Below are 12721 nucleotides of genomic sequence, written 5' to 3'. Positions count from 1 at the left end.
TGCAGATGACCAAACGAATCGATCCGGCAGTGCGGGAGTTTCTCGCCGGCCGTATTTGGTTGCGCCTGCATACCCCTTTCCCAACTGACACCATTGACGCACACATTGCATCCCAACAGATTGAAATCGTTCCAGGTATCACATCGACCAAAACCTATACCCGACAAATCCGCCATTTCTGCAATCGATGTGAAAATGATAATTCATCCCGCTTCACTACATTCCACTGTGCAAAATGCCAAGGACCTTGCACGTATTGCCGTCACTGCCTCAAAATGGGACGCGTCTCCAGTTGTACGGAACTTATCATCTGGAAAGGGGAACCGCCTGTCTACCCGACCACCCATACACTTGCTTGGCAAGGAACGTTGACACCACGCCAACAGCAAGCTTCCAACGAATTGACGGAAAGCAACACGAAACGCATTCCGCATCTTATCCATGCCGTCTGTGGATCTGGCAAAACAGAGATCCTTTTTGAACCGATCCACAAACTGTTACTGGAAGGGAAACGGGTATGCATCGCTGCACCACGCGTCGACGTCATTTTGGAACTCGAACCACGCCTGCGCGCCGCATTCCCGAAAACGCTGATCGATGCGCTATACGGTGGGGCCACGCCATCCCTACAATCCACTCAACTCATCCTAGCCACTACTCACCAGCTTTACAGATTCCGCCATGCGTTCGATACCATTTTTGTCGATGAAGCCGACGCGTTTCCCTATACCGCAGATGAAACATTGCGAAGGGCTGTCAAGAAAGCGGCAAAGCCCGAAGTCCCCATTCATTTTGTCACCGCAACACCATCGGACAAACTGATCGCGGACATGAACCAGACAGGCCGCATCTCCACCATCAATCGCCGCTATCATGGCTATCCATTGCCTGTACCGCGCTATGAGTCATTATGGAATTACGCAAAGCAGATCCCAAAAGGCAAGCTGCCGAAAAAACTCGTCGATTGGACAACTGCGCGACTTGCTCAACAAGAACCTTTTCTCATCTTTTTCCATCATATCGGGCTTATGGAACAAGCGGAACCTTTATTCCACCTGCTAGATGCCCGTATCCGTGCCGTCCATGCCTCGCATCCGGACCGGAAAGAACATGTCCAAGCGCTGCGCAATAAAGAACTACCTGGCCTGCTGACGACGACCATTTTGGAACGCGGCATCACGATCCCCAATGTCCAAGTGGCCGTTGTCGGGGCGGAACAATTGATTTTCAATAAAGGCGCACTTATCCAAATCGGTGGCCGCGTCGGACGCTCAGTCCAGCACCCGACCGGCGATTTTGTCCTTTTTCACCATGGCATCACTTATGCGATGGACGATGCGAAAAACGAAATCATCCGATTGAATAAAGGAGAATCTACATGAGTGAATGCCTACTTTGCCTACAGCCCATCGTTTCCACAGCAACTTGGAAGGGATTGCTTGGCCTCGAAAAAGAAAAGGAAATTTGCCAACACTGTTCAAAAAACTTCCAACGTGCCGACATAAAAGGTAAGGATGACGTTCTTGATAGCATCACATCACTTTACGCGTATAACGAAGCGATGCAGGACTATCTCCATCAGTTCAAATTTCTGCAAGATGTCGCACTCGCTACCGTTTTTGCAGACGAATTGCGTAGCCACTTAACCGGCAACGTCACGATCGTGCCGATTCCGATGCATCCGGAGAAAAAGCGTGAACGGACTTTTGCGCATATTGACGAACTGTTAACAGCGGCGCGTATCCCATTCATCCATCTGCTTGAAAAGACAGACAACGGATCGATGGGTGAAAAAACGAAGCAGCAACGCTTGGCAATGAAACCGTTATTTACAATAAAATCGGGAACCACTATTCGACCTGAAACGTACTTACTGGTGGACGATATTTACACAACCGGCACAACGCTCCGCCATGCGGCAATCGCCTTGAAACAAGCAGGCGCCACCCGCATCGAGGCGGTTACACTGATCCGTGCCGGACGATAAAAGTGGAAGGGGAAAAGACCATGGCTGAATTACGAAATTGTCCGACCTGTGGCGATTTTTTTAACTACACAGGCGTACGGGATGTCTGTGCGAAATGTGCGGCGAACGAAGAAAAATTGTACGAGGAAGTGTACCGCTTCTTAAGAAGGCGTGAAAACCGTGCAGCGACTATTGAACGGATTGTCGAAGTGACAGGCGTCACCGAAACATTACTGCACAAATGGGTCCGGAAAGGGCGACTCCAACCTGCATTATTCCCGAACCTCGGTTACCCGTGTGACAATTGCGGCAAACTGACAACGAAAGGGAAACTATGTGATCGTTGCACGGCCGACATTAAAAACGAACTGCGCACATTCGAGGCGGCAAAAGAATTCAGGGAAAACGTCGAAGCCCAAAATCGGGGGACCTACCTCGCAGACCGCAAACCTAAATAAGGAAAAAACCGGTGCTTTTTGAGCTATCCGGTTTTTTCCTTCCAAAGACACTAAACGTTCACTAATTTCGACCGACATAAAGAGTAGACACTTATCGAAAGCGTATACTAGATGACAATCGAAAGGAGCGAGATGAATGAAAATCAATCGATTCAATCTGCCAGCCGTAAACCCTTACAAAGCTAATCAGTTGAAAGCTGAACAAGCTGAGCAGCAAAACAAGATGAAAACCGACAAACTCGAAATTTCATCCAAAGCGAAGCAACTGTCCGAAATGTCTACCTTCACTGCCGAGCGCAATGAACGCGTCCAACAGCTAAAAAAGCAAGTCGAATCGGGCACGTACAAAGTGGATGCCGATCAACTCGCTTCCAATCTTGTAAGGCACTTCAAAAAGTAAAGGCGGTGTATGAACATGTCCATCACAACGATCTTGTCGACCATCGACAACCTCGAAAAACTGCATAAGAGCTTGTTGCGTCTTGCTATTGACAAGACAGCCCTTATTAAAAGCGGGGACATGGCAGGGCTCGACCAAATGCTGAAAGACGAGCAAGCCCATTTGGCCGCCATCGTCCAGATGGACAACGCAAGACAGCGTGCCGTCGCACTATACCTGGTCGATCAAGGAAGATCTGTGCTTGCGGAACCAACTGTATCCGACCTGCTCGAAGCTGCCTCCGATGCAGACAAACAACGCCTAGAGGAGGCGAGGGACCGTCTCCTGCATGCGATTCATGAATTGAAATGGCAAAACGACCTGAACCAGAAACTGACCTACCAATCCCTTCAGTTCGTGAATCTTTCGCTGGACATGGTCCGGCCACGCCCGGAATCGGTCAACTACTCAAAAACAGAAATTAGCGGAAACAAAGCATCGAAAGCCCAAACGACTTTCGACACAAACGCCTGAGGAGGAACAACATGCGCTCCACATTTATGGGACTCGAAACAAACAAACGCGGCCTGTTCACACAACAATCCGCGCTCTATACAACCGGACATAACATCTCTAACGCCAACACACTCGGCTACTCACGCCAACGCGTCAACATGCAAGCCACAGCCGGATACCCAGGCGTCGGCCTCAACGCCGGCACCATGCCTGGTTTCCTTGGAACCGGTGTCGAAGCCGGCTCCATCCAACGGATCCGCGACTCCTTCGTCGACCAGCAGTTCAGACAGGAATCGAATAAGCTTGGCTATTGGGAGTCTAGATCACAAGCTATTTCGCAAATGGAAGATGTCCTTGCAGAACCTTCCACCTATGGCTTGCAAAAATCACTGAGCGAATTCTGGTCATCTTTACAAACCCTTGCGACAAATCCTGAAAATGGAGGCGCGCGTGCAGTTGTTGTCCAACGAGGGGAAGCGGTAGCCGATTCATTCAACTATATGCATAAGTCTTTAACAGAAATCCAAACAAATCTAGGCAAGGAAATCGGTGTTTCTGCAACAGCGATAAACTCCATCCTACAACAAATCGGGGACCTGAATCGGCAAATTTCAGAAGTGGAGCCTAATGGTTATATGCCGAATGATTTGTATGATGCACGGGATATGCTATTGGATGAACTCTCGACTTATGTACCGATTGAAACGTCTTATGAAAAATCAGGTGGCCGTGCCTTGGCGATTGCAGAAGGTACGGTAACTGTGAAAATTAAAACGAATGGTGACCCTATCACAGTAGTATCCGGGAAATCCTATTCGGAGATATCGGTAAACGGTGCTGATGCGGATGGCAACCCAACTGGCCCAATGACAGGCTTCACTTTTACAGGCGGTCCAGCAGATGGTGATAGTTTGACAGTGGATAACATGCAGGTTGCAGGAAAACTTAGATCCCTTATTGATTCGTATGGCTACGATGATGGAAGTGTAAACGGGAAAGGTCTTTATCCAGATATGATCGCTGAATTGAATAAAATGGCTGCTGTCTTTATCGATGAGTTCAATCAAATACATGCAGCTGGTGAGCCGCTTCCAGTGCCTGAAGGAGAGACACCTAGAGTCAAAGAAGACGATTTCTTTGAAGGAACAGATGCAGCAACGATTAAAGTCAATGCCAATATAATCGATGACCCAGGAAAAATAAATGCTTCAAATGCAGAAAATGAAGCTGGAAACGGTAAAAATGCACAGGCTTTATCTGAAGCTCAATTCAAATCTTTATCTGGTTTGGGCGGCTCCACCATCCAAACCTATTACTCCGGTGTTATCGGCAAGCTTGGTGTCGAAGGTCAACAAGCCGAAAAACTTGTATTTAACACAGTAACATTATTAGGGGCAGTCTCCAATCGCCGAGACTCCATCAGTTCCGTTTCACTCGACGAGGAAATGACGGATATGATTAGATTCCAACAAGCATACAATGCTTCTGCTAGAATGATCACTGTGGTAGATGAAACACTCGACAAAATCATTAACGGAATGGGCACCGTAGGTAGATAAGAAGGAGGAACCAATTAAATGCGTGTAACACAATCAATGCTTTCCAACAACATGCTCCGTAACTTATCGACGAGCTACAATAAAATGGGCAAGCTGCAAGATCAATTGAACACCGGTAAAAAGGTAAACCGTCCATCCGACGATCCCGTCGTCGTCATGAAAGGCATGGGCTACCGGATGCAAGTCGACAAAGTCGCCACATTCCAGAAAAATCTTGGTGAAGTGAACAACTGGCTCGATAGCTCAGATGACGCGCTTGACGGCGTTGGGCAAGTTTTGCACCGTGCGAAAGAACTTGTAACGAATGCGGCGAATACTGGAGCTATGACACCCGAGGATCGTGAAAAGATTAAGATCGAATTGGATCAGCTTCGTGAGCAAATAAAAAATTTGGCTAATACGAAAGTCGGGGATAAATATATCTTTAGTGGAACGAAAACAGATACGCCAGTCTATGGAGAAAATGGTTTTCCGACTGATCAAGCAACTTTAGATGCATTTGACAAAACTATTGAGATAGAAGTATTTGATGGCGTAAGTTTGAATGTAAACTCAAATGCTGCGGCAATGTTCAAAGATATCGACGATTTATTTGAAGAACTCGAAAATATTGGTGACGACGGGGCTGGATTCAGCGATGCGTTATCTAAAATTGACGAGCAAATGGATGCGGTCTTAACAGCTCGTGCAGATATCGGAGCTCGCTCCAATCGTGCTGAACTAATGCATAACCGTCTTGAAATGCAAGAAGGCGCTGCGAAAAAACAGCAATCCGAAAATGAGGATATCGATTATGAAAAAGTGATCACTGAAATGATCACTCAAGAATCGTTACATCGTGCTGCCCTTTCAGTAGGCGCACGAATCATCCAGCCATCACTTGTAGACTTTTTACGATGATCAATATTCAAGGCGTTTGGATATTTTTCCAACGCCTTGCTAAAAGGTGAAGCCAATGAACATCCCACAATTACAAATTCAAACAACACATGGCATTTTAGGACTTCAAATCGACAAACCAATCCAAGAAATTGAGCAGCCAATAGCAACACTCACTCAGGAACAACCCGCCGCCATCTTGGAAATGTCCACGGTGAGACCTCAACTCTCTTTAGATACAACAGAAGTTCGTGCGGATGTTGATTTGAAAAGTCCGTTAAGACGTTCTGCTGAAAATGCCCAATACGGACACCAAAGTGTCCTGGAAGGCATCGCACGTCGGGCGCAAGAAGGTCAACAACTTGTCCGTATCGAAAACGGTGGAAACCCAATCGCTGACATTGCCAAACAGAACGGCACACCACCACCAAAACAAATGGACATCCGTTTTGTCGGCGACCGAACGAAAATTCAAATGGCTTTCCAGCCGGGTTCACTTACTATTAATGCAACACCCCAGAAGGCCATCAACAATGTCCAAATCAATAAACCGATTCACAACTATACGCAAGGCAAAGTAACCGGTGTAATGGAACAATACCCTTCCATACAAATTGATTGGAAGTTATGAAGAACGTCATCCAATACGTTCTTTTTTTATGCAGGAAAACAGCAACATGCTATGCTATTTCATAGGAAAATAGTTAAAACCATTACGAGAAATCCCATCAAAGGAGCGACAAACATGAACATTCAAACGAAATTCCACGGCGAACTTGAAATCCAACCCGACCAATTATGGAACTTTCCAAAAGGTATTCCTGGCTTCGAAGATGAAAACCAATTCGCTCTTCTTTCAATAGAAGGTAACAGCGCATTTCAAGTGCTCCAATCTACGACAACATCCGAAGTTGCCTTCATCGTTGCCAATCCATACACACTTGTTGAAAGCTACTCATTTAATATCGACGAACCAACAATTGAATTGCTAAGCATCAAAAAAGAAGAAGATGTTTTCGTTCTTGGTGTCATTTCAATAAAAGACCCATTCGAAACATCAACCATTAATTTACAGGCTCCACTTATTTTCCAAACTAACACAAAAAAAGCAAAACAAATGATCCTAAACGACAACAAATTCTCTTTGCGCCACCCAATTGGTAATCAAGTCACAGCAACAGAAGGGGAGGCGTAATAGATGCTCGTACTCTCCCGAAAAACAAACGAAATGATCAAAATCGGTGACGATATCGAAATTCGCATCCTAGAAGTAAAAGGTGATACCATCCGTATCGGCATCGAAGCTCCTAAATCAGTTGATATTCTCCGAGGGGAACTCGTCCAATCCATTTCCGAAACAAATAATGAAGCGATTGTATTAGACGCTTCCCTCTTTTCACAGCTGACAAATAAAACGACAGATTGATAGCCCCTGTATGGTGCCAGGTCTCTGACTTTCAGTCGTGTCCTACGGCGAATTGCGGAAACGCCTGGCACACTTTGTACAAATTTCTCCAAAAACTTTCTTCTAACTACTAAACATCCCCTCAACCATTCCGATATTATTATTGTAAGCGGCAGTAAAGAGTTCGGCCGGCTCTTGACTCCGCAAACAATACTACTTACTCGGCTCACAAGGACGTGAACCGAACACACACTCAAGGAGGAAACAAACAATGAGAATTAACCACAACATTGCGGCTCTTAACACACACCGCCAACTAGGAATTAACAACACAGGTGCTTCAAAAAACCTTGAAAAACTTTCTTCAGGTCTTAAAATCAACCGTGCTGGCGACGATGCAGCTGGTCTAGCAATCTCCGAAAAAATGCGTGGACAAATTCGTGGTTTGGATATGGCCCAAAAGAACTCTCAAGATGGTATTTCTTTAATCCAAACTGCTGAAGGTGCTCTTAACGAAACACACTCAATCCTTCAACGTATGCGCGAACTTGCAGTTCAATCTTCAAACGATACAAACACAGGTGTAGACCGCGGCGAGATTCAAAAAGAAATCGATCAATTGACTGCTGAAATCGATCGTATCGGGAATACTACTGAGTTCAATACTCAAAAATTGCTAAATGGAGATCGTGTAGGTCTTTCAGCAGCGAAAAAAGGAACTGCAAGCATCCAAAACAACAGTCGTGGGGATGTAGATTTTAAAGCTGCAACTATGTCATTAGTTGAAGCACTAACTGCTGGCGGGACAATTACAATTACTCGTATTAATGATGCAACTGGTGTAGATCAATTTATCGTTTCAGATGCTGCAAATAGCGGTATTAACCTTGATGATTTAGGGACTGCAGCTACAGGAATAACTGTTGGAGGCGTAGATTTATCTATTGCTAATTTACTTGACATTGGCGTTGGCGAAAGTGTTACAATTACGATCAATGCAAAAGAAGATGCACAGACAGATGCCTCTAAATCAGTTTCACTACAAATTGGGGCAAACACGGGTCAAAACATTCTTGTAGGTATTAATGATATGCGTGCAACTGCTCTTGGAGTCCGTGCAACAAGTGGTGAATCATTAGATGTATCTGATTCTGGAAAAGCTTCTACAGCAGTTACTGTCATTAATAACGCAATCGAAAAAGTATCTGCAGAACGTTCTAAATTAGGGGCAACCCAAAACCGTTTAGAGCACACAATCAACAACTTAGGCGCAGCTTCTGAAAACTTAACAGCCGCTGAATCTCGTATTAGAGACGTTGATATGGCTGCTGAGATGATGGAGTTCACTAAGAACAATATCCTTACTCAAGCTGCTCAAGCAATGCTTGCACAGGCTAACCAACAGCCTCAAGGAGTTCTACAATTACTTCGTTAATTTTTAAATTAAAAACCTCCTCAATGTTGAGGAGGTTTTTCTTCTACATAATCAATGAAATGAGGATTTGTCATGAACATTTTTGAAAAGAACATGCACTATTTTACATATAAGAAATCAAGATTAAATCTTCAATTTATTAGTGAAGCACCAGAATATGAGTTATTGCATATCAATGAAGGGCAATCAGAGTTTATACAAAAAGAAGATCAAGTGTATGAAGTAAAGTATGAGGTAGATGTTAATAACTTACCTAATCATAAAATTAGACAACTTTATTTTATTCTGGGAATAACAAATATTAATGAGCTTTATCAGCTTTTTCAGTCCGCACACCCCAAAACAATCTTCTATATAATCGAACCGCAACCGGGTTTTTTGAAATATATCTGCAGCCAATTTGATTTTACTTTATTCGAACAATATGATATTCGAATTTTTTGTGATGAACTCATTGAACTTCCAAACTTCCTCGAAGAGGTCTTTAGGACTGAGGATGTTCTTCTTATAAGGAATATTAAAATATACGGAGATTTTTATTATAGGAACTTTGAAGTCGAACGCTATGGCTCTTTTGTAAACATGGTTACGACAAGTGTAAAACATAATCTATTTAAATTCGGAAATTCAATCGAAGATTCATTGATTGGTTTAGCAAATAACACGTATAATATGCGATTTTTGAGTCGTTCATTAGACTTTGTGAAAATGAAAGATCTTTTTGCAGGAAAACCCGCTATAATTGTAGCAGCAGGACCATCGCTAGAAAAAAATATCCACCAAATCAAAGCAGCGCAGCATACATCTGTTATTTGTGCCGTTGATACAATAGCTGAACGATTGATTAGGGAAGGGATTGTCCCACATTTCATATTCGCAATTGAACGTGTACATGAAGTGTATGATTATTTCTTTAAAGGAAAACATTATCCCGAAGAAATAACTTTAGTAGTACCACCTGTCGTAAGACCCGAAATACTTGAAGAATTCGAGGGGAATATTGTTCTTCCATTTAGGGAGAATATTCATGAATATCATTGGTTTAATCGCATGTACAATTTTCCAGAAGAAGTCTATATGCCGATGGGGCTTTCAGTAGCACATCTAGCTTTTGGTTTTGCTGTTCACTTAGGGTGCTCTCCTATTATTTTGACTGGCCAAGATTTGGCCCATGGTGAAAAAAGTACACATGTATCGGGCACAGTCTATGATGAAAAATCTGTTGAAGATTCTTTTAGCGATTATTTTGAAACAGAAGGCTATAACGGTGAAAAAGTGAAAACAACTCAAATTTGGCTCGATTTTAAACAATTATTTGAGTTAGAAATAAACAAACATAAATTAAATGTAATTGACGCTACCGAAGGCGGAGCAAGAATTCTTCATACAACACAGATGACATTGAAAGAAGCGGCTGAAAAATACTGCAATGAAACTCTAGCTGTAAATAATAAAATTGCAACTATTAAACGCTATGAAGTTAATCAGCAACTAGTAGATAATCGATATAAAGAAGAATTAACTGTATTAAAAGAGATTAGTGATCATGCGAGAAGCTTATTAAGTATGTTAAAATTAATTAATGTTAACAAATATACTTCTTCGAAGCATTTGAAACAAGCACTTGATAAAATGAAGAAAACGGATAGTCTTTTACAAACTGCAATGAAACATCCACTCTATATGCATAATTTGCAATCATATTTCATTCAGGCTTTCAAAAAGTTTAATTCGATTACTAATGAATTCACATTTGAAAACGTTCGGAAAAATTTAGATATCCAATTGGAATTGGCTGAAACAATTTCATCGGTCGGTGATCTGATTATAAAAACGATTGAATTGAATCAGCAATTGACAAGGGACGACTTGTATGAGGAATTGGAAGATAAATAATTTTTGCTCGTATTATCAAAAACACTATTAAAATCTAAAAGTATAAATCGAAAATAGGTGAAAAGATGTCAACCAATAAAAAAATCCTTATTACAGGTGCGGATGGCTTCATAGGCTCCCATTTAACAGAAGAGTTAATCCGGCAAGGCTACGATGTCCGAGCATTTATTTATTATAATTCATTTAATTCATGGGGATGGTTGGATCAATCCACTTCAGAAATCAAACAAAGCCTAGACGTTTTCGCAGGAGATATTCGCGATCCGCATGGTGTAAAGGAAGCGATGAAAGGCTGCACGCATGTCTTGAATTTGGCTGCACTCATTGCCATACCGTACTCTTATCATTCTCCAGATACTTATGTGGATACAAATATTAAGGGTACGCTGAATGTCGTTCAAGCAGCTCGTGAGTTGGGCATTGAAAAAGTAGTTCATACGTCAACAAGTGAAGTGTACGGCACGGCACAATTTGTCCCAATCGATGAAAATCATCCACTTCAAGGACAATCACCTTATTCTGCAACCAAAATAGCGGCTGATCAGATGGCTCTTTCATTTTACCGTTCTTTTGATACACCTCTGTCCATCATTCGTCCATTTAATACGTATGGTCCAAGACAATCTGCCCGTGCGGTGATTCCAACGATTATTGGACAACTTGCAGTAGGAAACACGACAATTAAATTAGGAGCAATTAGCCCGACGCGTGACTTTAACTATGTTAAGGATACAGTCAATGGATTCATTTCTGTCATGAATAGTGAAAAGTCAATTGGAGAAGTGATTAATATCGGTTCGAACTATGAAGTTTCAATTGGTGAAACGGCGGAAATGATTGCGGATATTATGAACGTGGATTTAACCATTGAAACCGATGAACAACGCCTACGCCCGGATAAAAGTGAGGTAGAACGGCTTTGGGCTGCCAATCAAAAAGCGAAAGACTTGCTTGGATGGGTACCGAGTTATGGTGGCAAAGACGGCTTTAGACGAGGTCTTGAAGAAACGATTGAATGGTTTACAAATCCGCAAAACTTAGCATCCTACAAAACGGATGTGTATAACATATGAATGAGCAATGGCTTACCTTTGCAAACGCTATAAAGGATTTATACCAAAAAGATTTTGTTCCGTTACATGAACCTACTTTTGATGAAACTGAAATCGAATATGTAACGGATTGTGTCAAGTCTGGTTGGGTTTCTTCGGTTGGAAAATATGTAGATCGATTCGAGCGGGAGTTGGCTGAGTTTACAGGCGTGAAACGTGCAGTTGCTGTTGTGAATGGGACAGCTGCACTTCAAATTGCTTTGAAAATTGCGGGAGTACAACCAGATGATGAAGTATTTATGCCTTCTCTGACGTTTGTGGCAACAGCAAACGCGGCTACATATTTACAAGCAGTTCCTCATTTCGTCGATGTAAGTGAAAAAACACTTGGGCTTGACCCAGTAAAGCTCGAAGAACATATTAAAGGCATCGGTGAAATGAAGAACGGAAAGCTTATGAACAAGCAGACAGGCAGAGTAATACGCGCAGTGGTTCCAATGCACACGTTTGGTCATCCAGTTGATCTTGATCCTTTAATCGCAGTATGTGAACGCTATAATCTTGTACTTATAGAAGATGCTGCTGAATCACTTGGTTCCTATTATAAAGAAAAACATACTGGTGGATTCGGTCTTGTTGGAGCGTTAAGTTTCAATGGCAATAAAATCATGACAACTGGTGGTGGTGGTGCCATCTTAACGAATGATGATAAACTTGCTAATTACGCCAAACATATTACAACAACAGCGAAAGTTCCACATCGTTGGGCATACGAACATGACGAAATTGGGTATAATTATAGAATGCCAAACATTAATGCGGCACTTGGATGTGCACAGTTGCAAAAGGTACCGATGTTTACTGAACAAAAAAGACAGCTTACAGAGATATACCAGAACATGGTCAATAGTTTAGATAGCGTATCATTATTTAAAGAGCCCGCTTATACAAAAGGAAACTACTGGTTGCAAACGTTGATGCTCGAAGAACAACATGATCGTGATGCAATCTTAGACTGTTTAAATGAAAATGGTGTTATGTCCCGGCCAATTTGGACGCCAATGGATGAATTAGAGTTATACAAAAAAATGCCGAAAGCCGATTTAACGGTTACAAAGCAGTTGAAAACTTCGTTGATTAACATTCCAAGTACACCATTGAAAGTGAAGTGAAATC

The 12721-nt window shown here is 42.6% G+C and carries 14 protein-coding genes; all 14 read left to right on the top strand.

All coding sequences use genetic code 11. From position 1 onward, the window contains the following. Positions 1 to 5 precede the first annotated feature (5 nt). Positions 6 to 1382, top strand: coding sequence for an ATP-dependent helicase ComFA (locus tag ACFPRA_RS07700; RefSeq protein ID WP_381432340.1), 1377 nt, complete (start codon positions 6 to 8; stop codon positions 1380 to 1382). Then, positions 1379 to 1987, top strand: a complete 609-nt coding sequence (locus ACFPRA_RS07695; protein WP_381432338.1) for a ComF family protein — start codon at positions 1379 to 1381, stop codon at positions 1985 to 1987. Before ACFPRA_RS07700 ends, ACFPRA_RS07695 begins: the two co-directional genes overlap by 4 nt. 20 nt (positions 1988 to 2007) lie before the next feature. After that, a complete protein-coding gene (locus ACFPRA_RS07690) occupies positions 2008 to 2424 on the top strand; it encodes a TIGR03826 family flagellar region protein (RefSeq protein WP_381432336.1) in 417 nt (138 codons plus the stop codon). A 136-nt stretch (positions 2425 to 2560) separates the two neighbouring features. Beyond that, positions 2561 to 2824: a flagellar biosynthesis anti-sigma factor FlgM gene (flgM, locus tag ACFPRA_RS07685; RefSeq protein WP_381432334.1), complete on the top strand. Its 264-nt coding sequence runs from the start codon at positions 2561 to 2563 to the stop codon at positions 2822 to 2824. A 15-nt stretch (positions 2825 to 2839) separates the two neighbouring features. Next, entirely contained in the window at positions 2840 to 3337 is a 498-nt protein-coding gene (locus tag ACFPRA_RS07680; protein WP_381432332.1) for a flagellar protein FlgN, read from the top strand. Between the two features lie 11 nt (positions 3338 to 3348). Next, entirely contained in the window at positions 3349 to 4878 is a 1530-nt protein-coding gene (flgK, locus tag ACFPRA_RS07675) for a flagellar hook-associated protein FlgK (protein WP_381432330.1), read from the top strand. 18 nt (positions 4879 to 4896) lie between these two features. Beyond that, a complete protein-coding gene (gene flgL, locus ACFPRA_RS07670; RefSeq protein ID WP_381432329.1) occupies positions 4897 to 5778 on the top strand; it encodes a flagellar hook-associated protein FlgL in 882 nt (293 codons plus the stop codon). Between the two features lie 55 nt (positions 5779 to 5833). Continuing rightward, positions 5834 to 6388 (top strand): DUF6470 family protein, encoded by a 555-nt coding sequence (locus tag ACFPRA_RS07665; RefSeq protein WP_381432327.1) that lies wholly within the window; start codon positions 5834 to 5836, stop codon positions 6386 to 6388. Between the two features lie 114 nt (positions 6389 to 6502). Beyond that, positions 6503 to 6952: a flagellar assembly protein FliW gene (fliW, locus tag ACFPRA_RS07660; RefSeq protein WP_381432325.1), complete on the top strand. Its 450-nt coding sequence runs from the start codon at positions 6503 to 6505 to the stop codon at positions 6950 to 6952. Between the two features lie 3 nt (positions 6953 to 6955). Further along, positions 6956 to 7183: a carbon storage regulator CsrA gene (gene csrA / locus ACFPRA_RS07655; RefSeq protein WP_381432323.1), complete on the top strand. Its 228-nt coding sequence runs from the start codon at positions 6956 to 6958 to the stop codon at positions 7181 to 7183. Between the two features lie 250 nt (positions 7184 to 7433). Next, positions 7434 to 8597, top strand: a complete 1164-nt coding sequence (locus ACFPRA_RS07650; protein ID WP_381432321.1) for a flagellin N-terminal helical domain-containing protein — start codon at positions 7434 to 7436, stop codon at positions 8595 to 8597. Between the two features lie 72 nt (positions 8598 to 8669). Next, complete coding sequence (locus tag ACFPRA_RS07645; protein ID WP_381432319.1) at positions 8670 to 10493, top strand: motility associated factor glycosyltransferase family protein; 1824 nt, start codon at positions 8670 to 8672, stop codon at positions 10491 to 10493. Positions 10494 to 10558: 65 nt separating this feature from the next. Beyond that, positions 10559 to 11566, top strand: coding sequence for an NAD-dependent 4,6-dehydratase LegB (locus tag ACFPRA_RS07640; RefSeq protein ID WP_381432317.1), 1008 nt, complete (start codon positions 10559 to 10561; stop codon positions 11564 to 11566). Continuing rightward, a complete protein-coding gene (locus ACFPRA_RS07635) occupies positions 11563 to 12717 on the top strand; it encodes a LegC family aminotransferase (RefSeq protein WP_381432315.1) in 1155 nt (384 codons plus the stop codon). Before ACFPRA_RS07640 ends, ACFPRA_RS07635 begins: the two co-directional genes overlap by 4 nt. Positions 12718 to 12721: the final 4 nt, after the last annotated feature.

It is taken from the genome of Sporosarcina soli (assembly GCF_042655805.1).
Lineage (GTDB): Bacteria > Bacillota > Bacilli > Bacillales_A > Planococcaceae > Sporosarcina > Sporosarcina soli.
The sequence above is the reverse complement of the archived record's forward strand: the minus strand, read 5'-3'. Positions and strand labels throughout refer to the sequence as shown.